This window comes from Oricola indica (assembly GCF_019966595.1).
Taxonomy (GTDB): Bacteria; Pseudomonadota; Alphaproteobacteria; order Rhizobiales; family Rhizobiaceae; genus Oricola; species Oricola indica.
This window is the reverse complement of the sequence record NZ_JAINFJ010000006.1, coordinates 187,898-213,291: the sequence shown is the minus strand read 5'-3', so window position 1 is coordinate 213,291 and position 25,394 is coordinate 187,898. Positions and strand designations below refer to the sequence as shown.

Genomic DNA, 25,394 nt, shown 5'->3' with positions numbered 1-25,394 from the left:
TGTAATGGATGCCTTTCTTTTACAATTTCAAATGTGCAGTTTGGAACGGATCTCGTAACGGTCTCCCCGCATGGTCGAGACCGCGAACTCGAATGGACCCTTGCTGTCGGAGGTGATCCGGCGAACGATGAAGGCAGGGCTGCCGGTCTCGACATCGAGCAGCGCCGCGTCCTGCTCCGACACCGTACCCACGCGATAGATTTCGCGGGCCAGCTTCGGCTCGATCGCGAACCGGTCGCGAAGGATGTCGTAGAGCGAGAGAATGGGTTCTGCGATTTCCAGCAGCCCTTCAACGCGGCCGGACGGCAGGTAAGCCGTCTGGATGCCGATGGGCTGATTGTTGCCCGCCCGCAACCTGCGGAGCTTGACGACGGGCGAGCCTTCCGGGATTTCCAGCGCGGACGCGACCTCCGTATCGGCAGGCAATTCGATCATCTCCAGGATCATAGAGCCGACCACCAGTCCCCGATCGGACATCTCCTGCGTGAAGCTCGTCAGACCGCGAACACCGGCGATAACCGTCGAGCTGCGCACGAAGGTTCCGCGTCCGTGTTCACGTCGCAGCAGGCCCGATTCCTCAAGGTTGCTGAGCGCGTGCCGGATCGTGATGCGGCTGACACCCAGCATCTCGCTAAGTTTCCCCTCGTTGGGAAGTTGTGTGCCGTCCGGCCAGGTCCCGTCGGCGATAAGCGACCGCAGCGCCGATTCCGCCTGGTGCCAGAGCGGTTCCGGACGCTTCCGGTCCGGCCGAGCGATATTGCCGATTTTCATGAGGTCCCCCTGCCCGTCCAAAGTGCATGCTCACATGCCGCAAGCCCGGCGCCATACAGGCTCGCGCGCGGCCCAAAACGTCCTGTCACGATTTCGATTGCGCGCAGATGCGGCGGCAATTGACGCCTCAATGCAGGCAGGATCATCGGCGCAAGCACACCGATGCCCTCGGCGACGCCTCCGGAAACGATCACCGCCTCGCTGCCCAGGAGAGCGACCGCTCCGGCAAGCGTAGAGGCAAGGGCATTCGCCGGACCTGCCAGGATCGCCTTGGCGTCGGCTTGGCCGTCAGTCGCCGCGGCGATGAGATCGGCCCCCTTTTTCAATTGCGCGCGACCGGCAAGGGCATCGAGCGCCCGCCCCGAAGCCTGCCGCTCAAGCCAGCCATGCGAGTCGTCGCCGCCGTCGCGCATGTCGGCATTGGCCCATCCAAAGGATGTCGCGGCGCCGTTCGCCCCACGAAGGATGCGCCCGTCGGCAAGAACAGCCGAACCGATCCCTGTGCCGATGGCCAGGAGGATAGCATTGGAAACGGTTTGCGCCGCGCCATGTGCCGCCTCGGCCAGAAGCGCCAGCTGGGCATCGTTTCCGAGCGCCAGCCGGACATCCGGGAAGGCGGAGGCCAGATCGACCCCGTCGAGATAGGGAAGATTGGGTACCCAGACGCAGCGCGAACCGGTCGCGAGACCGGGCACTGCAATCCCGATGCGGGAAGCACTGTGTGCGGAGACGAGACCATGGATTCGGTCACGCAGAGCGCCGAGGCTCTCGGGGGCGGACCAGTGGCCGGCGGGCTGCGGCTCCGCCGCGGAACCCTCGGCAATCACGCCGGCGCGGAGATTTGTCCCTCCGAGATCGATGCACAGGGTCACGCTCATCCCTTGACCCCCGTGCTGACAATACTGTCGACGAAGAAGCGCTGGAGGAACACGAAGAGTACCAGCGGCGGCAAGACGGCCAGCGTCGCCCCCGCCATCACGAGACCGGTGTTCATCGCGCCTCTGTTGTAGCTCAGGAGACGGCCAAGGCTGAGCACGATCGGGTAGTCTTCCGTGTTGCCCTGCAACACGGTGAGCGGCCAGAGATATGTGTTCCAGTGATAGACGAACGCGAACAGTGCAAGGGCTGCAATAGCCGGGATCACGGCAGGCGCGACCACCGAGAAAACGATCCGCAACTCCGACGCGCCATCGACGCGCGCGGCATCGATGAGATCGTCCGGTACGCCGGCAATGAATTGCCGCATCAGGAAAATGCCGAACGCGTTTGCCAGATAGGGAACGATAACACCGAAAAGGTGGCCATCGAGACCCATATAGGTGACCATCCGGAACAGCGGGATCAGCACCACGATCGGGGGCAGGAACATCGTCGATATCAGGACGGCAAACAGCAAATCCCGGCCGCGGAAACGGTACTTCGCAAAGGCATAGCCCGCCATGAGACTGGTCACGAGGATACCGGCCGTCGTTACCGTGGCGATCACTGCGGAATTCCAGAATGATCGTGCTGCATCAATAACGTCGGCGACTTCGCGATAGGCCGTCAGTGACGGCGTGGACGGGATCCAGACAGGTGGAGTCTGCATGCTTTCGGCGGGCGTCTTCAGGCTCGACAGCAGCATCCAGACCAGCGGAAACGCGGCGATCACCGAAATGGCGACGATCGCGACAAAGAGAAGAGAATTGCCGGTGCGACGGCGAATTCTGCGCAGGCTGCGCCTTCCGGGCGACATCGCAGTCATGCCCTCTCCTCCTTCTGACGCGCGAGCGAGAAGATCAGCACGATCACGACGATCAACGAGAGCATCAGCATCACCGCCATGGCAGAACCAAGCCCGCCCTGCGCGCGCTCGATGCCCACGCGTCGGATATGGAAAGTCAGCACATTCGTCGAATTGGCGGGGCCGCCCTGGGTGATCAACGCAACTGGTTCGAAGACCTGGACCGCGTTAATCACGGCAATGACCGCCGAGAACAGCAAGGTCCGTCGCAAAAGCGGCAGGGTCACTCCGAAGAATTCCTGTACCGGGTTCGCTCCATCGATCCTGGCCGCCTCATGAAGCGACGACGGAATCTGCGTAAGACCCGCGATGGCGAGAACCGTGAAATAACCGACCTGCTGCCACACATTCAAAATGACGATGGAATAGAGGGCCGTATCTGGCGATGACAGCCATGACTGCGGCCCGATCCCGACCCAGAAAAGAATCTGGTTCAACGGCCCCTCGCTTGGCGAGTAGAGCTTCGACCAGACCAGAGCGACGGCGATCATCGGCACCATGTATGTGGAAAAAAGGATCGTACGCAGGAACTGTCCTCCTGCGACACGGCTCTGATAGACAAGAAGCCCGAAAATTACCGAAAGCGGCAGGATCGCGACGACTGAGAGAGCCGTGTAGATGGCCGTGTTCAGGAAAGCACGCTTGAAATCGCGCCCCACCGATATCGGACCGAGAATATCTTCGTAGTTACGCAGTCCGACAAAACGCGCCGCCTCGAACCCGGTCTGCGTCGACCACTGGTGAAACGACAACCAGATCGTCAGCACCATCGGCACGAAAATGAAGACGCCGATCAGCGCCACCGCGGGTGACACCATGATCCAGGCCGACTTTTTCCCAGCGCGCATCGATTTACAGACCCGAAAAACGCGGGCGCGCCGAAACGCGCCCGCCGGTGAGGTTATCGCCTCGACTTAGCGCTGCGCGCGTTCGAGGATGGACTCGGCGTCGGCCTGTGCGTTCTGCTGAGCCTCCTGCGCCGAAATCTGTCCATACTCCAGCTGTTCGATCACCTGCTGGAGCGCGTCGGAAAATTCCTGGCCACCAAGAACGACCGGGAACGCACGCGCATTCTCGAGTGACGAGACGTAGCCTTCAAGGAACGGGCGGCCCAGCGCTTCTTCGAACGCCGCGACATCGGAGGTCCTCGACGGCAGGATACCCATCGACTGCAGGATTCCAGCCATCGCGGAAGCGCCGTTCTCGCCGGAATCAGGTCCGTCCAGCCACTGTAGGAAGTCCCAGGCGGCTGCCTGTTCCGCGTCCTCGGCTCCGGCGTTGACCACAGTCATCCAGGAATAGGAAATCGAGCGCGCCGTATCGCCACTCGGTCCGACCGGAATCGGCGCGGTGCCGATATTGGCGAAATCGTCGCCCATGCCGGCCCGCAGCGCGCTTTCCCACCAGTTCGCCATGATGATCATACCCGTATTGCCGGACACGAAATTGTCGAGGAACGGACCGGTCGTGTTGGCATCCGACGTTCCCATCGCGGGGTCGGTGTACCCTTCCTTGATCATGGTCTCGTAGAGTTCGAACGTCTCGAGCGCCTTCTGGCTGTCGAGCTGCGGCTTGCCATCGGCGATCAGCGCTCCTCCATTGGAGGCAAGAAGAGATGCGAAGGGATGAACAACGCCCGCCGCCCAGGAATTGATCAGGCCAAAGCCCTGCTTACCGTCCGTGCTCAGCTTCGCGGCCGCATCCTGGAGTTCGGCCCAGGTTTTCGGCGGCGCGGAAATGCCCGCTTCCTCGAACATCGCCTTGTTGTAGTTCAGGGCGTAGACGTTGATTTCGTTGGGGATGCCGTAGACTTGGCCATCAACGGCCGCCGCGGCTGCAATGCCCTCGGGCCACTCGGACGTCACTTCGCCGGAAACTGCGTCCGGTGCAGGCGCGACAAGTCCGTCACGAACAAGTTCGGGAAGCCAAAGATCGTAGATGCTCGCGATGGTCGGTCCATCGCCCGAACCGCCGGAGCGAATCGTCGTCAGAAGATCCCCGAATGGCACCGCGCGGACGGAAATAGCAACACCGGGATTTTGCTCGCTATAGGCGCTTGCAGCCTCTTCGAGCAGCTTGACGGTGTCCGGAGCCCAGTGCGTCAAATAGGTGAGTTCTACGTCCTGCGCGGCGGCCGCAAAGGGCGTCAATACAGTGGCGGCGAAAGCTGCCATGCGGATCTTGGTCATTGCGTTCATGCCGGTTCTCCCTCGGAATGTGACGTGGATAGGTGGTGACAACCAATCCTGAAATAGGTTATAACCACATAACAACTCACCTGTAAATCATCTCGGAGAAAATTTGCCATGACAGTCATCGAGGGGCGGGTGCTCATGCCGAACGGCCTCCGTAACGCCAGGGTGTCGGTCGAGCAGGGACAGATCACCGGGATCGAGGAGCGCAGCGTGGCGGGAGACAACCTGATCCTGCCTGGCTTTATCGACCTGCATTGCCACGGCGGCGGAGGAGCCGATGTGATGGAGGCCGGCGACGCCCCAAGCCGTGTCGCACGCGCGCACGCGGCAAACGGCACCACATCTTTTCTGGCCACCACGATGACCGCACCGCTCGGCGACATCGAGGCAGCTTTAATTTCCGTCCACGATTGCGCAAACAACCTGCGGAATAACGAGGCCGCGATTCTCGGCGTCCATCTCGAAGGCCCCTTCATCGATCGCGAGAAGCTCGGCGCGCAGCCGGACTTCGCGATCGAGGGCGACACGGCGCTGATGGAGCGGCTGATGGCGCTTGCTGATATCCGCGTGGTGACCTGCGCGCCGGAAGCGGATCCGGACGGCGCGATGACAGGCTGGCTGCGCGATCGTGGCGTCCGCGTACAAATCGGGCATTCGTCCTGCGATTACGAAACTGCCGCGAAATGCTTCGAGGGCGGTCGCCACGGCGTTACCCATATGTTCAACGCGATGTCGCCGCTACATCATCGCGCACCGGGCATTGTCGGCGCCGCTCTCGCCCATGCGGACCATGCCGAGCTCATTCCCGATCTCCTGCACGTCCATCCGGGCGCCATTCGGGCGGCTCTCCGGGCCATCCCGAACGTCTATGCCGTCACCGATGCGACCCCGGCATCGGGTATGCCCGATGGCGATTACCGTCTGGGCACGCAGCATGTGCGCAAATGCGGCAATGGCGTCCGGCTCGAGGACGGAACGCTCGCCGGCTCCAGCCTCACGATGCACCAGGCATTCCGCAATCTTGTGAAAATCGGGCTTTCGCCGGAAGAGGCGTCGCGCAGGACATCAACCATTGCGGCGGAGTATCTGGGCCTTGGCGACCGAGGCCGTATCGTAACCGGTGCGGTTGCGGATCTCGTAGTTCTCGACGGATCTCTCGAGTTGAAGACAGTTATCTTGCGGGGAACGGAGTTCAGCGGATAGTAAATTGAGCTTAGCCGTTCAGAACAACCGGCTCACAAACCGGTTCGTCATCGAACATCCGCTCCAGGTCAAAACACTCGGCATACGTAGTTCCCGGTAGGGTCATTGAACCTTCTGAACCTCAATCTCATGCCGAAATTGCCTAAAACGCCCTTCTACGAAGTGCTCTTTTCCCAGAATTGCAGAGAGTTCCGGTAGGGCCGGAATGTTGACATCGTAGGGGTCACTGGTTCAATCCCAGTACCGCCCACCATTCCACCCCTTGATAAAATTGAGTTTTCCGCATTCAGCGGAGTGCCTTCAATGTTTGCCTGACACGCAGATAGGCAGGCGCTGAAAGCTCAAGCCCCAATTCCGCGAAATACGCATCAATCGCCTCCCGACCCAACGAGAGATAGTCGGGAGAGAATTGCGTATAAACTTCCGTGGGGCCCGGTCTCCGGTGACCCAGGAGCCCCTCAACCTCCCAAGGTGGTACAGCATCTTTCCGGAGCTCGAATGCCATCGTGTGAAGGAGGCTGCAGGGAGCAATTTCTTCGGAGAGGCCTTCGGCTCTTACGACAGTTTTTGAACCTCTTACCGATCCTCTTTATCGGCTTCCCATGCCAATTGACGAACCTCCGCAGTTCGCGGCTTTGCAGGAACGGCAGCAGGGTGCTTGTTATCGGAACAACCGGACGGAATTTGTTGGTCTGCTTTCGACCTTTGGGATTGAGGTTTATGGGCCTGTCCTCTGTCCGGGTTCAGCGCCTGACGGATTATATCGGCTCAATGATTGGAGGAGAGCCTCCAGCTCACCTCAGCCTCTCAAGAAGCGAGGATGAGCCGGAAATCCGCGACACAGAAACAGTCGCCCAGAAAGTCATGCAGGACATCTGTCGCGCCATCTACAAACATTGTTCGGCGAAAAGAAAAAAGGCGAACGCGCCGCTCCTGAGCATAGCAATAGTCCACCCCGCTACGCGAGACAAAAGCTAAGTGGCAGGTCACGACGATGCCCCGCCAGATTGCCGGCACTGCCGATAAATCCTTACGTGCCGAAACTCTCCGTCAAACGCCAAAGCAAAGGCGAATTTGGGACGTCTGAACGGCGTCGGGAGACAAGGAACTCATCCCTTCGATCTCGTGATCGACCAACCCCGCCAAATGGCTAACCGGCTCAATGCATGTGTAGCGGCTGTCCGGCGCGTGAATCACAAGATGGGAAAGCCCTCGCGCGCGGAGCTCCATGCTTGTTCCCCCGGCCCAACGGACAGCCACCCTGCGCCAGTTAGACAGGTAACGGGTCTTCATCTCCGCATCGACAGGCTGCGCATTGCGGCTTTGCCCGGTCGGCAAATAGTCCGCACCCATCGGCCAGAGCCTCGAAGCATCATCCGTCATATTCAGCGGACCCCTGAAATAGGGGTGCCAGCCGAGCCCGGCCGGCATCGGCACTGTGTCGCGGTTTTCGATCGAAAGGGTCAGCACGAATGAAGTCCCGGTCAGTTCGAACTGTTGCCAGGCGCGAAATGACCACGGCCAGACCGGCGAGGCGGTCCAGTCAAACCGCATTGTTGCGGCAGTCTCCGAACACGTCTCGATCTCCCAGGCGAACCGGCTGGTCATGCCATGGAGCGCATGCGGCGCGCTTTCCGGATGGACGGGCAGATGCGCGACTCGACCTCCAAACGCCAACCGCGCTTCGACTATGCGATTGTGGAACGGGATGAGCGGATAGGCGCCCGCCTTGGGCCAGAAGTCCGGATCGAAAGGCTCCGTACCCATCGGCACAAGTACGTCTCGCCCGTCATGGCGCAACAGCGCAACCCGTCCACCGAGGTCGGGCGCGAGTTCAACTTCGAGACCGCCATTGACCAGCCGAACACGCATCAGGCGATGCGATAGCGACGGATCGTTTCGGCGTCTGGCGCAGGAGCGAGGCCGTGTGCATCGGGAACGGTGATCTCACCGTCGACGGGAAGCGGCATGTCCGCATAGAGATAAGCGTCCGGCCAGACATAAAGGTGCTCGAACAGCACCGGTTCCGGCAAAGTGGCGCACACATGCAGCGTCGCGAAATATCCGGGCCCGAAGTAAGGCGAATGCGGCATGACCGACAGACCCGCCTCTTCCGCCATCCGCAGCACCTTCGTCATCTCCGAAAGACCGCCAACCTTGGTCACGCTCGGTTGCGGATACCGCACCAGCCCGGAAGCGATCATCTCGCGAAATTGCCAGGAGGTGCACAGATTCTCTCCGCCCGACAGGGCGACCCCCGCACGAGAAACCTCGGCAAGTGGCGTCATGTCCTCGGGTGGAAATGTCGGCTCCTCGAGCCATAATGTGTCACGCTCCGCCAGCCAGGCGGCCATGTCGCACGCTTCCTCCGCACTCCAGCTGCAATTCACATCGACCATCATCTCGGCGTCACCGCGGACCGCGTAACAGGCCTCGATGTCCGGGCGCGTGATCTCGTGCAATTTGATGTGACGATAGCCTTCTCGAACGGCGCGTTCGGTGAAACCGGCGGCGACTTGCGGATCGCCATAGCGCACGAGACTGGCGTAAGCCGGCACTTTCGCGCGCCACTGCGGCCCGATCAGCCGGTGCAGCGGCACCCGTTCCGCGCGGGCCTTGATGTCCCACAAAGCAAGATCGACCCCGGACAGGGCAAAGATCGTGATGCCATACCGCCCGAAAAGCGCCAGCCGACGCTGCAACATCCCGGAAATCTCGGCCGGGTCTTCAAACTCACAGCCGATCAGAAGCGGTACGACCGAACGGTCCAGCATGGCCTTGACCGCCGCACCGCAGAAATATCCAAACGCCTCGCCCCAACCTTCGATACCGTCTTCGGTAACGACGCGAACGAGTACTGTCTCCAACGTGTTCCACGTTCCGGGGGTCAGCCCCTCGCCCTTTCCGCCGTCGGTGAACGGGATCGACAGGAGCAGCGTTTCGACCTCGGCGATCTTCATTCGCCCGATCTCCATTTGTTGATATCGGCCGCGAAGTTTGCCGCTGCATATCCACCGCCAACGGCGAGCCCCGCAATACCGGACACAGGCACTGCGCCGCGAATGGAGGGGTCCGCGAGGTGATCATCGGGATGGTCCGCGCACTGGAAACCATGTCTGGCAAGACCCGAATTATCGAAGAAGGGAGCCTCGCAGGGCGCGGTTGCAAAAAGCGCCGCATGCCCCGGCGTGCGCCTTTCGAGAACCTTGCCGATCAGGCGCGCAAGATCCCGGAAACTGATCCACATATGCCGGCGGCGTTCGTCCGGCACCTCCGAGCCGCAATTACCGATCCTGAGACTGGTCGTACTGAGGCCGTGCGCGTCGCCATAATAGGCCATCACCGCCTCGCCAAAAATCTTGGAGACGCCGTACCATCCGTCAGGGCGCGGAGGCGCGGTCTCGGCCAGCGGCGTCGAACTGCGGGGCCAGAACCCCCAACCGTGGTTCGAGCTGGTGTAAATGACCTGCCCGACCCCATGACGCACTGCGGCGTCCATCATTGCGACCAGACCACGATAGTTGACGTCGAGCGTTTCCTCGAAGGTGATCGCCTCCCCGTGCGAGGCCGCAAGATGCAGGATCGCATCCACGCCTTCGACGGCGCGTTCGATCACGGCCGGGTCCGTGATGTCTCCAACGACGACCTCGTATCCTTCGCACTCCGGGGACGGCGCGCGCATCGAGAGCCTCAGCGTGTGGTCGCGGGCCAGCTCTTCGCGCAGGCCCGTGCCGACAATGCCTCTTGCTCCGGTCACCAAAATTTTCATGTCAGTTCCCCATCGCGGTGTTCGGCAGCCAGGTCACGATCCCCGGCACCAGCGCCATCAACAGGAAGGTGGCCAGCATCACCAGCAGGAACGGCGTGCTGCCGCGAATATACTCTTTGACCGAGCAATCGAGCATGCCGCAAACCGTGAACATCGAAACACCGATTGGCGGGGTGTTCGACCCCATCGTCACGATCGTCACCATGAGCACACCGAAATGGATCGGGTCGAAGCCCATATTGACAAGAATCGGTGTGAAGAGCGGTGTCAGGAGCAGGACATTCACGGTCGCCTCCATCACCGTGCCGGCGAGAACCAGAAAGCCGAGGATCAGCAGAAGCGTAAGCGTCGGATTCGTGGTCAGATGCGTGATCGCATCCGCCAGCTGCGCCGGCGCCTGTTCCAGAACGATGACGTAGCCAAGCACTGCCGCCACGATAATGATCAGCATGATCATGCCAATATCGGAGAGCGATTGCATGGTCGCATCCCAGAGCTTCGCCCAGGTGAGCTCGCGGTAAATGAGGGCACCGACAATGATCGAGTACAAGATCACGAAGGCGCCCGCCTCGGTCGCGGTCACCAGACCGAACCGAAACCCAATCAGAAGGAAAATCGGGAACATCAACGCCCAGAAGGCGCTAAGCGCCGCGCTGCCGACTTCACGCAGCGTCGGCACAGGCATGTCATCGGCCCCATAGCCATGCTTGCGCGCGGCAAAATAGGTATAGCCCATGAGCACACTCGTCAGGAGGATGCCCGGAATGATGCCGGCAAGAAGCAGCTTGCCGACCGAGACATTGGCGATAAAGCCGTAGACGATCAGGCCGATGGAGGGAGGGATCGTCGCCGTGATGATCGACGAATAACAGATCACACCGGCGGTAAAGCCTTTGGAGTACCCCCTGGCGATCATCGGCATGCCCAGCAAACGCGCCTGCATCGCCGCATCGGCGACGGCAGAGCCCGAAATACCGCCCATGAGGAGGCTGAGTACGATCGATATCTGCGCCAGTCCGCCAACCGACCAGCCGACAAGAACCCGGCTGAAACGCACAAGACGTCCGGCGATACCCGATGCAACCATGATGTTGCCGGCCATCACGAAGAAGGGAATGGCCATCAGCGGATAGGATTGTGTGGCGGCGACCATCTTCTGGACGGCGATGGAGCTGGGCAGATAGTCGCCTGTCAGAAAAGTTGGAGCGCTGGCCAGAAGCAGGGCGATTGCGACCGGAAGCCCCAGGATCACGGCCACGACAAACAGAGCGACGCCGAGAAGGAGCATTACAATTCTCCCTTTGCACGAGAACCGAGGCGCTCCGTCACGAGCCTCGCGATATTCTCGATGCAGGTCACGCCCATCATCGCAAAGGCGACGCTGATACTGGCCGCGACCCATGAAAACGGAATTCGGGTCAGCGGCAGAGGCCGCCGCCGCGACAGATGAACGAAGTCGAGCGAGACATAGACCACGCCCATGACCAGGCAGAAAACGAGGACATTCCGGAGGATGCCCATCCAGAATTTATTGCCTTCGGGGAGCCAGCCGCTCAACAGGTCCACCGAAAAATGGCTCGAGCGCCGGAAGGCGATGCTCGCCGACAGGGCGCATGTCCACGCGAAGAAGATCTGCGTGATCTCGATAACCCAAATATTCGGGGTGGCGAGGAACCGGGTCACGGTCGCCCAGAAGACAAGACCGATGACCGTGGCCAGGCAAACGGCCGCAGCGATGACTTCCGCAAAACGGAAGGCGTTATAGACGCGGTTCACATCGTCCTCCCCTCAAGAAGCCCCGCTCCCCGGCCACCCGGCCGGGAAGCGGGCATGATGTCACTGGTTCAATTCCGCCTGGACGGCGGCAAGAGCGTCAGACAGGCCAAGCCCCTCGATCTCCGCTTCCGCCGCGGCGCGGAATTCGGTCTTGTCGATGTCGGAGATCGTCATGCCCTTCTCTTCCATGAAGGCATAGTCCGAATCCATCTGGGCAATGGTCATGGCCGACATCTGCCGTCCGGCTTCCTTGGCTGCATCGGCGACGATTGCCTGATCCTCCGCGCTGAGCCGGCTCCACCAGACGTCGCCCACAACGATTCCGGTGATCAGCTGAATGTGCTCCGTTTTCGTCAGATACTTGGTCACCTCGTAGAAGCGCGAGCCTACCGCGCCGGCGGGCTGCGACTCCACGGCGTCGATCGCGCCCAGCTGCAGCGCCGAGTAGATCTCGGACCAGGCAAGCGGCGTCGGAACACCGCCGAGGGCCCGACCGGCGGCCACCCAGACCGGCGCACCCGGCGTGCGCAGACGGACACCTTCCATATCGGCCCTGGCATTGATCGGCTTGTTGGTCATCAGGTTACGCGGACCCTGATACCAGTTGAAAGCCAGCGTGACGAAACCACTGTCCTGTCGCAGTTGCTCGGCCCATTCGTCAAACGTTGCCGACGAGGTGAAACGATCAGCCTCATCGTAACTCGCGAAAACATAGGGCGCACCGATGATACCCAGTTCCGGCGTAAAGGCCGCGAGCAGGTTGGGATCGGTGAAGGCCGCCACGTCGGCACCGGCCAGCGCCTGGTCCATCAGTTCCTGCGTGTCACCGAGCTGACCGTTCGGATACACCTTGACCTCGATACGACCGTCCGTTTTTTCGGCCAGAATATCCTTGAAGATATTGAAGCCCTTGATGATCGGATCGCTCTCGGCCTGGACGGAACCGATCCGCAGCGTGACGTCGGCGGCCATGGCAGGCCCCGCCACCACAGAGACCGCGAGCGCGGTTGCAAGCACAAAATGTTTCATGTTTTCCTCCTCTTCTGGATGGTACGCCGTGGCTCAACCCCTTCGGCGATGAATTTTCCGCAATGCATGGGAGTTCTGGCCGTCATGAGAATGCAGCCAGGTCTTCCGGAAGCAGATCAAGCGGAACGTTTTGATATGCGACCGGCCTAAGGAAGCGACGGATCGACAGAGTGCCGACCGACGTCGCGCCGAAATTCGTTGAAGCGGGATAAGGGCCGCCATGGATCATCGAGTCGACGACCTCGACACCGGTCGGATAGCCGTTGACGAGCACGCGCCCTGCCTTTCGTTCCAGAACCGGTAGCAACCGGCCCGCCAGGGGCATGTCGCCGTCATCGATCTGGAGAGTCGCGGTCAACTGTCCGCTCAAACCATGCGCCAGGGGCAGCATTGCCTCCGGGCCCGCCACGCGAACCACGAGACCTATCGGACCGAATATCTCTTCAGCGAGCGTATCGTCCGCGCCGAATGCATCGCCGGAGATCTCGTAGAGGCTGGCCCCGGCGGCCCGTCCCTGAACGTTGTTCGCCACCACCTTGCGAATGACATCGGAGTCGTCGAAAGCCTTCTTGCCAGCGCAGAAGGCCGCAACGATTCCGTCCGTCAACATGGTTTGGGGCGAGACGGCGGCGAGCGCGTCGGCCGCAGCGGCCACGAAGACATCACCGGCATCGCCGGCGGGCACGAAGGCAATGCCCGGCTTGGTGCAAAACTGCCCGGCGCCCATGGTAAGCGACGCCGCCCAGCCCCGGCCCATCTCTTCCGCCCGCGCATCGAGCGCGGCCGGCAGCACGAAACCCGGATTGACCGATCCGAGTTCGCCGAAGAACGGAATGGGTTCGGCGCGCGAGGCGCAAAGGTCGAAAAGCGCACGACCACCCGCCAGCGAACCGGTGAAACCCACGGCCTTGACGAGCGGATGCAGCACAAGCGCCTCGCCGACGCTGCGGTCGTCTCCCTGGATCAGGCTGAAGACGCCGGGCGCAATCCCCTGCGACTTGATTGCTGCGAGAATGGCCTCGGCCACGATTTCGCCCGTCCCCGGATGCGCGGGATGCCCCTTGACCAGCACCGGGCAGCCCGCCGCCAGCGCGGCCGCCGTATCGCCGCCCGCCGTGGAGAAGGCGAGCGGAAAGTTCGAGGCGCCAAAAACCGCGACCGGTCCGACGGGACGCTGCATCATTCGGATTTCAGGCCGGGGGGCCGGCTGGCGATCGGGAAGCGCAGGATCGACCCGGCGGTCCAGATACGCGCCGTCCACGATGTGCCGGGCAAACAGCCTCAATTGACTTGTGGTGCGTCCGAATTCGGATTGCAGACGGACAAGGGGAAGACCGGTTTCCTGCGAGCCAATCCGCGTGATCGGCTCGATGCGCGCCTCGATCTCGTTGGCGATCGCTTGCAGGAACGCCGCACGGTCCTCGCGACGGCTGAAGCCATAAGACCAGAACGCCTCTTCCGCAGCCTGTGCGGCCCGATCAACCAGCCCGGCATTGCCGGCAAAGACCTGATGCGCCTTCCCGCTGGCCGGGTTCGACATGAACGTCCGGTCAGTGGCGACCCACTCTCCATTGATCAGGTTCCGGCCATGAGGCGCGTCAATCATTGTCATACCCCCGCGGACCGCGCCGCCCCGAAAGTCGGCACCGATCGCCACCTCTGCACGCCGTAGACTCTCCCGGACGGTCGAGCCGGGATGTTGCGCATGTCATGCATCCATCAGGCTCCCCCAGTCGACGAAGCGCATCTCAAGGACCTCGATATCGCCCCAAATGCCCTCGCGGCTGTAAACCTCGCGCTCCAGATAGGCGTCCAGCGCAGCCCGGTCAGGAAAGCGGCACAGGACGACAGACCCGGCCATTTCGCCATCGCTGTCCAGAATCGCGCCGCCATCGACAATCGTGCCCGCCAGCTTCTCGTCCTTCAGGCCGGCCATGTGCTCGGCCCGGGCGGCCATGCGTTGGGCCAGTCGGCCGGGCGCATCCCGACAGATCAGGGCGAAATCCATCACGCCCTCCCCTTCACGAGCGGGGGCCCAAGATGATAGCCGCGCTTCTCGTAGTCGAACTCATGGAGCTTGTTGACCGGTGCGCTCTTGTCCACCGGACTGGCGTAATAAGCCCGGATCTCCACGATGCGGGATATGTCGTCATTGAACACGTACCACTCGTCACCGCGCAGCACTTCACCGATCGCGGTCTTCCAATGGGTCCACTCGATCACCCCTTCACGCCCGTCGGCCGTGCACAACACCTTTTCGATGGTCCATTTGCTGCCCAGGGTTTCCACGCACCAGCCCCACCCCTCGGCAATCGCCTTCGCGCCTCGCCAGGGCGCGCCGGGCAAGCCGGGCGGGAAGTAGTGTACGGCATCCGGCGTGAAGCAATCGATCAACCCCTGGAGATCGGCCGCATTGCACATGTCGAAGTAATGGCGGATCAGCGCCTCCGCCTTGGCGGCCGCCGCGGTCACAGGTCGTTCCCCTCGGCCAGCCAGGCCTTGTATTCCTCGAGCGTTTCCGGACCCGCCGGATAGGTGCCGAAGAGCGAAGCGCCGGCATCGATCTTGGTGAAAATGAAACGCTCCCGCCGCTCCTGCTCGTAGCTGTCCTCGGCGATCTCCGCCGCCAGCGCGCGCGGGATCACGGTGACGCCATCGGCGTCTCCGACAACGATATCCCCCGGATAGACGGCAACACCGCCACAGCCGATCGCCTCCTGCATGGCGATTGCCCGGTGATAGGCAGGTCGCGTCGTCGCGGTATTCAGGCGGCAATAGGCGGGAAAGGGCATCGTGCCGATCTCGGCGCCATCGCGGAAAGCGCCATCCGTGACGGCCGCCGCAACGCCCTTGCGCATCATGCGGGTGATCAACATGTTGCCGGCCGACGCAGCCGAAGGATCGTTGCGGCTGTCGATCATCATGACCTGGCCCTCGCCGATTGCCTCGACCGCCTCCCATTGCAGGTTGTCCTCACCGCGAACCTTCAGGTCCTCGAGGCTCCAGTCCTTGTCTTCGCGGCTCGGAATGAACCGAAGCGTGAAAGCCTCACCCGCAAAGGCGCCCGCGTCGCGATTGAGCGGCGACAATCCTACCAGGAATTGCTGCCGAAAGCCGCGCTTGAAAAGCTGGGTGGTCAGGGTGCCCTGGCTGCATTTCTTGAGTTTTTCCAACGTATCCCTGGAAATGTCGATCGCCGGCTGCACCGCTTGCTCCTCCTGCTGCTATTGCGGCGAGCGGATCCTCAACATCGGCTCGCGTTTCGGAGAAACTCGTAACCGCGAGGTCAGTTGGAGGCAAACGGAGCGCAATCGCTTTGTATCATCATGTGATATGCATTAAGTTTTGGGTGCATTGATGCTCGGATAAATTAAGCACAATATCATAATGTAATACATTTAGCGGGAGGATAAGGTGAACGACAAGATCTTCCATCCGCCGGCAAGAACGCCTGCCGGAACCGGACTGCTCACCAAGGCAATCGATGTCCTGGAAATGATCGCCGGCCGGCCAGGCGATATCGAGAGCTCCGAACTGGCCGAACTGACAGGCATCCCGAAGCCGACGCTTTACCGCATCCTCGCGGCGCTCTCGGCGCGCGGACTGGTGCGTTCGGACGGCCACCGACATCGCTATTCACTCGGATACCAGATCGTCGAAATGGCGATGAATGTGTGGGCAAGCTCGGATCTGCCAATCCTCGCGGCGACGGAATTGCGCCGGCTGCGCGACCTTTCCGGCGAAACGGCCTATCTGGCCGTCATGCGCGAAGGCGGCGTTCTTTCAATCGCACGGTCGGAGGGCGCGCATACACAGCGCTCTGCGGCACAGCCTGGCGCGGTCAAGCCGTTGCATTGCACCAGCCAGGGCAAGTCGATTCTCGCCTATCTGCCGAACGATCAGCGGGCGCGTTTGCTACCCTCACCGCTCGAGCGAATGACCGAAAAAACCATCACGGACGCCACACTCCTCAAGCTTGAACTTGCCCGCATCCGTAATCGCGGCTTCGCCATCGACGACGAGGAAATCCTTATGGGAACCCGTTGCGTCGGCGCGCCGATCCTCGACAAGAATGGCGCTCCCGTCGCCGCGATCTCTGTCGCCGGACCGACCTTTCGCATGACGATGGAACGCGCCGAGTTTCTGGGCAAGGAGGTCGCCGCGGTCGCCCAGCAGGTCTCGGAGATATTCAACGCCCGCACGGCGCGGACAGATCTGGTCGATGGACATCAGGCCCTCACCTCCGCGCCCGCGTTTCACGGCATTTCTCCACAGTGGGACGCGATGGGCGGAAGACTGGTCTGGGCGGACCGTTTCGCTCCGGCGCTCTTCGAAACGCAAGGCGAAACGACCAGGGAACTGGCCGGCTTTGCAGACCCGATCCGGGCGGTCAGCGTTCATCCTCACTGGGGCACGGTGGTCTTTTTTCCCGACAGGATCGATTTCCTGGACCTGTCCCGCAGCCAAGCCGTTACGGGAACGAGAGTGACCACGAGTGCCACGGTCGGAAAAACCCTCTGGGCCGGACTGTCATCGCCGGCGCGGCATTCCGCGCTTGCGCGGATCGAGGCGAGTGGCCAGTTCGGCGATCATGTCGAGGTTCCCGGTCCCATCGCGGGGGTTGCCGTGTTGAACGACGAAGAAATATATCTCTGCCTGGAAGACACCGGTACGATCTACCACTTACACCTGCCGACGCGACGCCTTCGGCGCTTTGCCGAGATCCCCCGCGCCGCCGGCCAGCCCGTGGACCTCTCCGTCGATGGCATGGGGCGACTGTGGCTCGCCTTGAAAGACGGCTGGAACGTGGTGCAACTGGACGAGGTCGGCGAGATCGAGGCCTCGCTGCCCCTGCCCGTTAGGCATCCGACGGGCATCGCTTGCGGAGGAGAGGACAACCGCACGCTGTTCGTCACCTCGTCGCGCTACGAACTCACACAGGACGACCTGACCACCGCTCCGCTTTCCGGGCACCTCCTGCAGGTGCACGTCCGCTAGGTAGCCAGAGGACGGGCCGGTAACCAGAGCGCCCGCTCCGAAAGCCATATGGCTTCTGCTGGATCGCACCTAGCCTGATAGAGGCGTTGGACTGCGATCAGGCTCTGTAGTCCAAGCTTGCGCTTGAGCAATCAGGCGGCGACACGGCAGGAACCGCGGATCGAACAGATCTTCGCAACGAGTTAGCGTGACGCGAAGAAATTGAGGCACAGATCGACTCATCAACGGCACTTTATTTATATCAGATATGCTGATATCCAACATTTTCCATCAATCACACGGACCAGACATGAGCGGCAACGTCCTTGTAGTCGATCCATCGGAGCGGCCCGACCTCATACGGGGACTCGCCAGCGAGGTTCGCATTTCCATTCTCAAGCTCCTTCGGGACGGCGAGGAGAAGAACGTCAACCAGATCGCCGAACGGCTGGGGCTTCCGCAATCGACGGTTTCCTCCAACCTCCAGGTGCTGGAGGACGTAGGCCTCGTGACGACGGAGAGCAGAAAGGCGCGCAAGGGCAGCCAGAAGGTTTGCCGGACGGCCTTTTCGGAGATCCTGGTGGGCTTTCACGACGACCTCAAGGAGGCGGGAGATGGCTCGATCGAAGTCTCCATGCCGCTTGGCCTCTATACGACCTGCGAGGTGACGGCGCCGTGCGGCCTGTGCTCGGCGGAGGGCGTCATCGGACTGCTCGACGTGCCCAACACCTTCCTCGAGCCGGATCGCATGAAGGCCGGTTTGCTGTGGTTCACCAGGGGATATGTCGAGTACCAGTTCCCGAACAATACCAAGCTCAACCGCACGAAGCCGACAGCGCTGGAATTCTCCATGGAGCTGAGTTCGGAGGTGCCGGGCACGGCGGCCGATTGGCCGTCGGACATATTCCTGCAGGTCAACGGCGTCGAAATCGGGACGTGGACATCACCGGGCGACTTCGGAGACAAGCGCGGCGTTCATACGCCCAGTTGGTGGAAGCTCGCGGGATCGCAGTATGGGAAGCTGAAGAACTGGCGGATCAACGGCAGCGGCAGCTTCATCGACGGCGTTCAGATTTCCGACGTGACGCTCGACGATCTGCAGATCGACCACCACCGATCCATACGCATGCGGATCGGCGTGAAGGAAGACGCCGAACATCCCGGAGGGATGAACATTTTCGGCAAGGGCTTCGGCAATTACGACCAGGATATCGTGCTGCGCATCACCACCTGAGGGGGTGAACCCCTCGAAATTGGGCTTGACTAAGCTCCGCTCCTCACGCTTACTCTAACGCAATAGCCGGTACAAACCGGATTTTGTGTTTTAAATATGGGAGGAGCGGCGTGGAGGCACACGTCACGGCGCATGCGCGCTATGTGATCGCGGATATCGACAACCGCCTCTATGGATCGTTCCTCGAACATCTGGGGCGCGCGGTCTACACCGGTATCTACGAACCCGATCACCCGACAGCCGACGAAAACGGCATGCGCCGCGACGTCATCGACCTCGTTCGTGAACTGGACACGCCCATCTGCCGCTATCCGGGCGGCAATTTCGTCTCGGCTTACAACTGGGAAGACGGCATCGGGCCGAAGGACGAACGCCCGACCCGGCTGGACCTGGCGTGGCATACCTCGGAATCGAACCAGGTCGGCATTCACGAATTCGCCGAATGGGCGAAAGCCGCCAACACCGAGATGATGCTGGCCGTCAATCTCGGTTCGCGCGGGCTCGATGACGCCCGCAACTTCGTGGAATATGTCAACCATCCCGGCGGCAGTTACTGGTCCGACCTTCGAAAGAAGAACGGTCGGGCAGACCCGTGGGATGTCAGGCTCTGGTGCCTCGGCAACGAGATGGACGGCCCCTGGCAGGTCGGACACAAGAGCGCCGCGGAATACGGCCATCTCGCCAACGAGACGGCCAAAGCGCTGCGTGCATTCGACGACAAGCTGGACCTGATTGTCTGCGGCTCGTCGCATTCGGACATGGCCACCTATCCGCAGTGGGAAGCGACGGTGCTGGAAAGCACCTACGATCAGGTCGATTTCATTTCGCTGCACATGTATTTCGAGAACTACGAGAAAAACACGGCGGAGTATCTCGCCCTGCCGGAGAAACTCGACCGCTATATCGGCACGGTCGGCGGCGTGATCGATTACGTCAAGGCGAAGCGGCGCGCGAAGCACGACGTCAAGATTTCCTTCGACGAATGGAATGTCTGGTACCACGAGCGCAAGAACGACGCGAAACGCATGAAGGAATGGGGATGGCCCCATGCCCCGGCGCTTCTGGAGGACATCTACAATTTTGAGGACGTGCTGCAGGTCGGCTGCATCCTCAACACCTTCATCCGGCGCTCGGACCTGGTCCGCATCGCGTGTATCGCCCAACTCGTGAACGTCATCGCGCCGATCATGACCTCGCCCGGCGGCGGCGCGTGGAAGCAGACGATTTACCATCCCTTCCATTTCGCCTCGCGCTTCGGGCGCGGCACCGCGCTTCAGCTCGATGTGGACTGCCCGTCCTACGACGCCGACATAGCAAGCGGCGTCAGCTATCTGGATATCGCCGGCGTCCATGACAGCGATGCCGGAACGCTGACCTTCTTCGCCGTCAACCGAAACGGCGCGGAGCCGATGGATATCGAGATTTCCGTCGAAGGTTTCGGGGAGGCGAAATCTATCGAGCACACGCTGATCAAGCATGACGATCTCGAAGCAACCAATACCGAGGCGAACCCTGAAAACGTGAAGCCCGAGACGAAGGGAGGAGCTTCGATCTCCGGCGGCAAGGTCGCGGTCACCGTACCGCAGCATTCCTACTCAATGATCAGGGTGCAGCTCTAGGAAAGACTTTACCGCGGCTGGGAGGCCGCACACCCAGGGAGGAAGAAGCAGATGTTCAACTACAGTAGCTTTGCAAAAACTGCGCTGGTCGCCACGGCGTTGATGACCACATCCGTGCAGGCGCAGGAAACCGTTGTCTGGTGGGATTTTCTCGGCGGCGGCGACGGCGTGCGCATGAAACAGATGATCTCGGATTTCAATGCCGCGCATGAAGGCGAGATCACCATCGACGCGACCACGCTGGAATGGGGCGTTCCGTTCTACTCGAAGGTCCAGACTTCGGCTGCCGTGGGAGAGGCGCCGGACATCATGACCTACCATGCCAGCCGCATTCCGCTGGCCGTCGACCAGGGTATCCTGCAGGAAATCACCGCCGACGACTGGGCCACGATGGGCCTGTCCGAGGACGACTATGCCGATGCGACCTGGAATGCCGTGACGATCGACGGCAAGCAATACGCCGTGCCGCTCGATACCCACCCCATCGTTCTCTACTACAACAAGGACGTGCTCGCCGAGGCAGGCCTTCTCAACGACGACGGAACGCCAAAGGGCATCGATAGCCGCGAGGGCTTCACCGCGACATTGCAGGCGCTCAAGGATGCCGGTTCCGTCAAGTTCCCGCTTGGCAGCGTGACAGCCGACGGCAACTTCATGTTCCGCACCATCTATTCCCTGATGGGCCAGCAGGACGGCGAACTGATGACCGACGGCGAGTTCCTTGCCGGCGACAACAAGGAAAAGCTGCAGAACGCCTTGGGCGTGTTGGCCGAATGGACCAATGAGGGCCTGCAATCCACCTACACCGACTATCCCGCCACCGTGGCGCTGTTCACCAGCGGCGAAGCTGCGATGATGATCAACGGCGTCTGGGAAGTTCCGACGATGACCGACCTGCACGAGCAGGGCAAGTTGTTCGAATGGGGAGCTGTGGAACTGCCGGTGATCTTCGACCATGCGTCGACCTATGCCGATAGCCACGCCTTCGCCATTCCGGCCAACAAGGGCAAGGAGATGACGCCCGAGAAACGGGCGGCGGTTCTGGAAGTAATGAGCTGGATCTCGAAGAATTCGCTGTTCTGGGCAACCGCCGGACACATCCCGGCCTACGGCCCGGTCACGGCGTCCGACGAGTACAAGGCGATGGAACCGAACGCCACCTACTCCAGCCTGACCGAGAACATGATATTCGACCCGAAGACGCCGCTTGCCGGGGTCGCCGGCCCGATCTTCGACGTCATGTCGACCTATTTTGTGCCGACGCTCAACGGCGAAATGGAACCGTCCGAGGCGGTCGAGGAAATCCAGTATGAACTGAACGACATGCAGTAGGTTACTCCCGGCCGGGGCGGCCTTTGTGTCGCCCCGGATTTCCATTTAGCGGCGCAGGGGAAGGAAATTGATCCGTAATCCCGGAAAAGAAGCGCTGGTCGCCTATTTGCTGATCGCACCGTTCGTCGCGGTCTACGCACTGATCTTCATCTATCCGACCGTGCAGATGTTCCTGCTTTCGTTCACCGACGCCGGGCTGATCGGCGGCGGGGACTTTGTGGGGCTGGACAATTACGAACGGCTGCCGCGCGATCGACGCTTCGACACCGCGTTCTGGAACACCGCCTATTTCGTCCTGCTCACCGTGATCCCGGGTACAGTGGTGGCGCTCGGCATTTCGCTGGGTGTGACGCGGCTGTCGGGGCGGCTGCAGGCGCTGGTCCTGGCGCTTTTCTTCCTGCCCTACATCCTGCCCGTATCCGTGGTCTATCGCCTGTGGGACTGGACGCTGAATTTCCAGTTCGGCATTGCGATGCATCTCTTCGACTTCTTCGGCATGGACCGGGTGCCGATCTTCAAGGTGACAGCCTGGTTCATGCCGGCGGTCGCCTTTGTCACGGTCTGGTGGACCTGCGGTTTTTCCGTATTGCTGTTCCTCGCCGGACTGCGCGCCATCCCGCGCGAAATCTACGAGGCCGCGTCGCTGGACAACGCCACGCGCTGGACCACGTTCCGGAAGGTGACATGGCCGCTGCTTTGGCCGGTCACGTCGCTGGTGCTGACGATCCAGTTGATCGTGCAGCTCAAGATCTTCGACCAGGTCTACCTGTTCTCGACCGGCGGCAGGCCGAACGACAACCTCGTCATGGTCTACTATATTTTCCAGCGCGCGTTTCAGTCCGACCAGGGCGGCCGCGCCGCTGCCGTGGCGGTTGTGCTTTTCATCATGGTCATCATCGTGTCGGTGCTGAACTTCCAGCTGATGCGGCTAAGCGGGGGCCGCAACCGATGAACGCCGCCAACGCCCGCCGTTTCAACGCCGCCGGCGCGGCGATCACCGCGATTACCGTGATCTGCGCCATGATCTGGGCGTTTCCGATCTACTGGGGCATCGTCAGCTCACTGAAGCCCGACGACGAGGTCGTACGGTCCTACATCGAACTCTGGCCCGACACACTCACTTTCGAGCACTACATATTCGCCCTGACGCAAACGCAAATCGGTTACTGGTACGTGAACTCGATCGCCACCGCGATCGGCGTCACGGTTCTCACCGTCGGCACATCGGTCTTCGCGGGCTACGCGATCTCGCAGCTGCGCTTCCCGCTCAGGCGTCCGCTGTGGTGGCTGATCCTCGCCAGCTTCATGGTGCCGACCCAAGTGCTGATCATCAACCACTTCGTGCTGATGGCCAATATGGGCCTTCTGAACACCTGGGCCGGTATCATCCTGCCGCAGCTCATCCATCCGGTCGTGATCATCGTCTACAAGCAATTCTTCGACCAGGTTCCGCATGATTTCCGCGAAGCGGCTATCATGGACAACGCGTCGGAATGGCGGATCCTTTTCAAGGTCTACATCCCCATGAATTGGGGTGTCACGACGGCCCTGTCGATCGTCACCTTCATCTGGGCATGGAATGCATTCCTGTGGCCGTTCCTCGCGGTCACCAAGACCGACATGATGACGATCACGGTCGGTATTACGCAGACGAATGACAGCTTTGGCGTCTACTATGCGAGCGAACTGGCCGCCGCGGTGCTGGCGGGCTTGCCGGTCGCACTGGCCTATCTTCTGTTCCAACGCAGGGTGACCGAAGCGATCACGCTATCGGCCGGCATCAAGGGCTAGAGGTCTTTAATCCAGATCCTGAGCGGCCCGAGTTCCTGAAATCCGTATCGCATCATTGCCGTGAGTTCATCGCCGCTGGAATAGCTGACGACCGGCAGTCCGTCCCCGAAATCGGAGGACAAAGCGGCCGCGGTGGCAATTACCTCCGAGTCCGGACGGCCAAACAGGTTTGAGAGGCCAACGCAGTCCGAAGACCGGTTGGCGATGAACCCGGCCAAGAAGCCCACGCCGTCCGCGCGCCCGAATATGGCGATCCGCGGGTCATTCAGGATGTCGGGCACGAAGATACGCCGGTCTGCGGGTGATCCGCCGCGGTTCCACGCAGTCTCCCAGTGCTCGAGGGCGGGCGACGTTTCGATCCGCATCCATCCTTCGTCTGCGTGTGAAATCGCATCGCCATCCGCCCGGACCCAGGATGCGTCGAACAGGACACGGAAGCCGAGCGGGGCCAGATCGAGCCGGTTGTTGCCGTCCTTGACAGAGAAAGGGTCCGGATTCCGCGTCAGGCGCGTCCGGATGGCGTCCAATGCGTCGCTCGTATCCGCTCGCGGCAGGAGACTTAGGTCCGAATAGTATGGAGGCGGCGGGTCCATTGCGACGAACGCGCGTTCTTCGCGCCAATAGCGTAAACCGTTGGCGTTAAAGACAATTTCGTAGAGATCGGCGTTGTTCTCCCACGCCAGGGCGATGCGCGGATCGCCGCGCTCACCCATGGGCGTGGTAGGCTTGGCCCGACTGATCGAACAGGTGCACGGCTGACGGATCAAAGGTCAGATCGATGTCGTCGCCCGGAGCCACTTCGGACTTGCCGCTGTCCTGCGCGATGAGTTCGCTGCCGTCCCGCAAGGCGCAATGGATCAGCGTCCGTTCGCCGAGCCGTTCAACGACCCCGGCAGTGGCGCGGGTGGTGGCTGGATCGCCGCCGGCACCTGCCACGCGTATGCCTTCAGGACGGATGCCGAGTTCGTAAGCGCCAGAGCCGGGATGGTCGACATGAAGCGGCACTTCCGTCCCGTCGGGAAGCCGTGCCACGGTGTTGTCGCTCGCCGCCACGTCAGCTTTCAGGAAATTCATCCCCGGGCTGCCGACGAAGCCGGCCACGAATCGCGAAGCCGGTCGCAGATAGACCTCCATCGGCGTCCCGATCTGCTCGATCCGCCTGTTGTTCAGGACGACGATACGGTCGGCGAGCGTCATGGCCTCGGTCTGGTCATGGGTGACGTAGATCATCGTCGCCTTCATGCGCTGATGAAGTTCCGCCAGTTCGACCCGGGTGCGCACGCGCAAGGCCGCATCGAGGTTGGACAGCGGTTCGTCGAAAAGAAAAGCCTTCGGCTCCTTCACGATGGCACGGCCGATCGCAACGCGCTGGCGCTGCCCGCCCGAAAGCTGCGACGGCCGCCGTTCGAGCAGTTCCTCCATCTCGAGGATACGCGCCGCGTCCTTGACCCGACGCTCAATTTCGCTGCTGGACATCCCGATATTGTGGAGCCCGAACGCCATGTTATCGCGGACCGTCATGTGCGGGTAGAGCGCGTAGTTCTGGAACACCATGGCGACGCCACGCTGGCCCGGCGCGAGTTGCTCGCATCTGTTCCCGCCGATGGTCAGCGTGCCGCTGTCGATTGTCTCGAGGCCCGCGATCATTCTCAAAAGCGTGGACTTCCCCGACCCCGAAGGACCGAGAAAAACGACAAGCTCCTCCGAATGAACCACCAGCGACAGGTCGTCGATGACCTTCACGCTGCCGAAACTCTTCGACACATTCGCCAATTCGATATTCGCCATGAACTCCTCCCGAGCGATCATGAAACCACTTTTTCGGGTACACATCCAGAGTCAAGGTATTTAACTGTTCGCACTACACCGCTTTCCGGCTCGGCGACCAACGGGTCATCGGTCACGGGCGTCACGC

At 61.4% G+C, this 25,394-nt stretch carries 24 protein-coding genes; 7 read left to right on the top strand and 17 right to left on the bottom strand.

The window, feature by feature from the left end; translation table 11 throughout:
- Positions 1-27: 27 nt before the first annotated feature.
- The 5 genes from LC343_RS16730 to LC343_RS16710 form a co-directional block, all read right to left on the bottom strand.
- Entirely contained in the window at positions 28-771 is a 744-nt protein-coding gene (locus LC343_RS16730; protein ID WP_223478303.1) for a GntR family transcriptional regulator, read from the bottom strand.
- Positions 768-1,649 (bottom strand): ROK family protein, encoded by an 882-nt coding sequence (locus LC343_RS16725; protein WP_223478302.1) that lies wholly within the window; start codon positions 1,647-1,649, stop codon positions 768-770. Before LC343_RS16725 ends, LC343_RS16730 begins: the two co-directional genes overlap by 4 nt.
- A complete protein-coding gene (locus LC343_RS16720; RefSeq protein WP_428982580.1) occupies positions 1,646-2,515 on the bottom strand; it encodes a carbohydrate ABC transporter permease in 870 nt (289 codons plus the stop codon). Before LC343_RS16720 ends, LC343_RS16725 begins: the two co-directional genes overlap by 4 nt.
- Positions 2,512-3,402 carry a carbohydrate ABC transporter permease gene (locus LC343_RS16715; protein ID WP_223478301.1) on the bottom strand — a complete coding sequence of 297 codons (891 nt, stop codon included), beginning with the start codon at positions 3,400-3,402 and terminating at the stop codon, positions 2,512-2,514. Before LC343_RS16715 ends, LC343_RS16720 begins: the two co-directional genes overlap by 4 nt.
- Positions 3,403-3,468: 66 nt before the next feature.
- On the bottom strand, positions 3,469-4,752 hold the full coding sequence (locus LC343_RS16710; protein ID WP_223478300.1) for an ABC transporter substrate-binding protein: 1,284 nt from the start codon (positions 4,750-4,752) through the stop codon (positions 3,469-3,471).
- A 108-nt stretch (positions 4,753-4,860) separates the two neighbouring features.
- On the opposite strand from LC343_RS16710, the gene nagA reads away from it, so the two are divergent.
- Complete coding sequence (nagA, locus tag LC343_RS16705) at positions 4,861-5,952, top strand: N-acetylglucosamine-6-phosphate deacetylase (RefSeq protein ID WP_223478299.1); 1,092 nt, start codon at positions 4,861-4,863, stop codon at positions 5,950-5,952.
- A gap of 1,050 nt (positions 5,953-7,002) precedes the next feature.
- On the opposite strand, the gene LC343_RS16700 is transcribed toward nagA, so the two are convergent.
- The 10 genes from LC343_RS16700 to LC343_RS16655 all read right to left on the bottom strand — a co-directional run bounded on the left by LC343_RS16700 (position 7,003) and on the right by LC343_RS16655 (position 15,732).
- A complete protein-coding gene (locus LC343_RS16700) occupies positions 7,003-7,824 on the bottom strand; it encodes an aldose epimerase family protein (protein ID WP_223478298.1) in 822 nt (273 codons plus the stop codon).
- On the bottom strand, positions 7,824-8,912 hold the full coding sequence (locus LC343_RS16695; RefSeq protein ID WP_223478297.1) for a mandelate racemase/muconate lactonizing enzyme family protein: 1,089 nt from the start codon (positions 8,910-8,912) through the stop codon (positions 7,824-7,826). Before LC343_RS16695 ends, LC343_RS16700 begins: the two co-directional genes overlap by 1 nt.
- Positions 8,909-9,721 carry an NAD-dependent epimerase/dehydratase family protein gene (locus tag LC343_RS16690; protein WP_223478296.1) on the bottom strand — a complete coding sequence of 271 codons (813 nt, stop codon included), beginning with the start codon at positions 9,719-9,721 and terminating at the stop codon, positions 8,909-8,911. Before LC343_RS16690 ends, LC343_RS16695 begins: the two co-directional genes overlap by 4 nt.
- Position 9,722: 1 nt before the next feature.
- Positions 9,723-11,009, bottom strand: coding sequence for a TRAP transporter large permease (locus tag LC343_RS16685; RefSeq protein WP_223478295.1), 1,287 nt, complete (start codon positions 11,007-11,009; stop codon positions 9,723-9,725).
- Positions 11,009-11,497, bottom strand: a complete 489-nt coding sequence (locus tag LC343_RS16680) for a TRAP transporter small permease (RefSeq protein ID WP_223478294.1) — start codon at positions 11,495-11,497, stop codon at positions 11,009-11,011. Before LC343_RS16680 ends, LC343_RS16685 begins: the two co-directional genes overlap by 1 nt.
- Positions 11,498-11,557: 60 nt before the next feature.
- Complete coding sequence (locus LC343_RS16675; protein ID WP_223478293.1) at positions 11,558-12,526, bottom strand: C4-dicarboxylate TRAP transporter substrate-binding protein; 969 nt, start codon at positions 12,524-12,526, stop codon at positions 11,558-11,560.
- A gap of 82 nt (positions 12,527-12,608) precedes the next feature.
- Positions 12,609-14,132 (bottom strand): aldehyde dehydrogenase (NADP(+)), encoded by a 1,524-nt coding sequence (locus tag LC343_RS16670; protein WP_223478292.1) that lies wholly within the window; start codon positions 14,130-14,132, stop codon positions 12,609-12,611.
- Positions 14,133-14,234: 102 nt separating this feature from the next.
- Positions 14,235-14,534, bottom strand: coding sequence for a YciI family protein (locus LC343_RS16665; protein WP_223478291.1), 300 nt, complete (start codon positions 14,532-14,534; stop codon positions 14,235-14,237).
- Positions 14,534-14,998, bottom strand: coding sequence for a nuclear transport factor 2 family protein (locus LC343_RS16660; protein ID WP_223478290.1), 465 nt, complete (start codon positions 14,996-14,998; stop codon positions 14,534-14,536). Before LC343_RS16660 ends, LC343_RS16665 begins: the two co-directional genes overlap by 1 nt.
- Complete coding sequence (locus LC343_RS16655) at positions 14,995-15,732, bottom strand: ribonuclease activity regulator RraA (RefSeq protein ID WP_223478289.1); 738 nt, start codon at positions 15,730-15,732, stop codon at positions 14,995-14,997. Before LC343_RS16655 ends, LC343_RS16660 begins: the two co-directional genes overlap by 4 nt.
- A gap of 208 nt (positions 15,733-15,940) precedes the next feature.
- Here LC343_RS16655 and LC343_RS16650 point away from each other — a divergent pair, with 208 nt between their 5' ends.
- The 6 genes from LC343_RS16650 (at position 15,941) to LC343_RS16625 (ending at position 23,479) form a co-directional block, all read left to right on the top strand.
- Complete coding sequence (locus LC343_RS16650) at positions 15,941-17,524, top strand: IclR family transcriptional regulator domain-containing protein (protein ID WP_223478288.1); 1,584 nt, start codon at positions 15,941-15,943, stop codon at positions 17,522-17,524.
- Between the two features lie 289 nt (positions 17,525-17,813).
- Positions 17,814-18,737, top strand: coding sequence for an ArsR/SmtB family transcription factor (locus tag LC343_RS16645; RefSeq protein WP_223478287.1), 924 nt, complete (start codon positions 17,814-17,816; stop codon positions 18,735-18,737).
- A 110-nt stretch (positions 18,738-18,847) separates the two neighbouring features.
- Positions 18,848-20,356: an arabinosylfuranosidase ArfA gene (gene arfA, locus LC343_RS16640; RefSeq protein WP_223478286.1), complete on the top strand. Its 1,509-nt coding sequence runs from the start codon at positions 18,848-18,850 to the stop codon at positions 20,354-20,356.
- A 51-nt stretch (positions 20,357-20,407) separates the two neighbouring features.
- Positions 20,408-21,688: an extracellular solute-binding protein gene (locus LC343_RS16635; protein WP_223478285.1), complete on the top strand. Its 1,281-nt coding sequence runs from the start codon at positions 20,408-20,410 to the stop codon at positions 21,686-21,688.
- Between the two features lie 67 nt (positions 21,689-21,755).
- Complete coding sequence (locus tag LC343_RS16630; protein ID WP_223478284.1) at positions 21,756-22,640, top strand: carbohydrate ABC transporter permease; 885 nt, start codon at positions 21,756-21,758, stop codon at positions 22,638-22,640.
- On the top strand, positions 22,637-23,479 hold the full coding sequence (locus LC343_RS16625; protein WP_223478283.1) for a carbohydrate ABC transporter permease: 843 nt from the start codon (positions 22,637-22,639) through the stop codon (positions 23,477-23,479). Before LC343_RS16630 ends, LC343_RS16625 begins: the two co-directional genes overlap by 4 nt.
- Here LC343_RS16625 and LC343_RS16620 read toward each other — a convergent pair.
- Positions 23,476-24,192, bottom strand: coding sequence for a hypothetical protein (locus tag LC343_RS16620; protein WP_223478282.1), 717 nt, complete (start codon positions 24,190-24,192; stop codon positions 23,476-23,478). The genes LC343_RS16625 and LC343_RS16620 overlap by 4 nt on opposite strands.
- Complete coding sequence (locus tag LC343_RS16615; RefSeq protein WP_223478281.1) at positions 24,185-25,267, bottom strand: ABC transporter ATP-binding protein; 1,083 nt, start codon at positions 25,265-25,267, stop codon at positions 24,185-24,187. The genes LC343_RS16620 and LC343_RS16615 overlap by 8 nt, the downstream gene beginning before the upstream one ends.
- Positions 25,268-25,394: the final 127 nt, after the last annotated feature.

What these genes read in the sequence shown, in the direction of transcription:
- LC343_RS16625 (WP_223478283.1), top strand. Translation starts at nt 22,637, where the DNA reads ATGAACGCCGCCAACGCCCGCCGTTTCAACGCCGCCGGCGCGGCGATC.
- LC343_RS16670 (WP_223478292.1), bottom strand. Translation starts at nt 14,132, where the DNA reads ATGATTGACGCGCCTCATGGCCGGAACCTGATCAATGGAGAGTGGGTC.
- LC343_RS16635 (WP_223478285.1), top strand. Translation starts at nt 20,408, where the DNA reads ATGTTCAACTACAGTAGCTTTGCAAAAACTGCGCTGGTCGCCACGGCG.
- LC343_RS16725 (WP_223478302.1), bottom strand. Translation starts at nt 1,649, where the DNA reads ATGAGCGTGACCCTGTGCATCGATCTCGGAGGGACAAATCTCCGCGCC.
- LC343_RS16710 (WP_223478300.1), bottom strand. Translation starts at nt 4,752, where the DNA reads ATGAACGCAATGACCAAGATCCGCATGGCAGCTTTCGCCGCCACTGTA.
- nagA (WP_223478299.1), top strand. Translation starts at nt 4,861, where the DNA reads ATGACAGTCATCGAGGGGCGGGTGCTCATGCCGAACGGCCTCCGTAAC.
- LC343_RS16620 (WP_223478282.1), bottom strand. Translation starts at nt 24,192, where the DNA reads ATGGGTGAGCGCGGCGATCCGCGCATCGCCCTGGCGTGGGAGAACAAC.
- LC343_RS16665 (WP_223478291.1), bottom strand. Translation starts at nt 14,534, where the DNA reads ATGGATTTCGCCCTGATCTGTCGGGATGCGCCCGGCCGACTGGCCCAA.
- LC343_RS16675 (WP_223478293.1), bottom strand. Translation starts at nt 12,526, where the DNA reads ATGAAACATTTTGTGCTTGCAACCGCGCTCGCGGTCTCTGTGGTGGCG.
- LC343_RS16730 (WP_223478303.1), bottom strand. Translation starts at nt 771, where the DNA reads ATGAAAATCGGCAATATCGCTCGGCCGGACCGGAAGCGTCCGGAACCG.
- LC343_RS16615 (WP_223478281.1), bottom strand. Translation starts at nt 25,267, where the DNA reads ATGGCGAATATCGAATTGGCGAATGTGTCGAAGAGTTTCGGCAGCGTG.
- LC343_RS16685 (WP_223478295.1), bottom strand. Translation starts at nt 11,009, where the DNA reads ATGCTCCTTCTCGGCGTCGCTCTGTTTGTCGTGGCCGTGATCCTGGGG.
- LC343_RS16690 (WP_223478296.1), bottom strand. Translation starts at nt 9,721, where the DNA reads ATGAAAATTTTGGTGACCGGAGCAAGAGGCATTGTCGGCACGGGCCTG.
- LC343_RS16720 (WP_428982580.1), bottom strand. Translation starts at nt 2,515, where the DNA reads ATGACTGCGATGTCGCCCGGAAGGCGCAGCCTGCGCAGAATTCGCCGT.
- LC343_RS16700 (WP_223478298.1), bottom strand. Translation starts at nt 7,824, where the DNA reads ATGCGTGTTCGGCTGGTCAATGGCGGTCTCGAAGTTGAACTCGCGCCC.
- LC343_RS16715 (WP_223478301.1), bottom strand. Translation starts at nt 3,402, where the DNA reads ATGCGCGCTGGGAAAAAGTCGGCCTGGATCATGGTGTCACCCGCGGTG.
- LC343_RS16695 (WP_223478297.1), bottom strand. Translation starts at nt 8,912, where the DNA reads ATGAAGATCGCCGAGGTCGAAACGCTGCTCCTGTCGATCCCGTTCACC.
- LC343_RS16645 (WP_223478287.1), top strand. Translation starts at nt 17,814, where the DNA reads ATGAGCGGCAACGTCCTTGTAGTCGATCCATCGGAGCGGCCCGACCTC.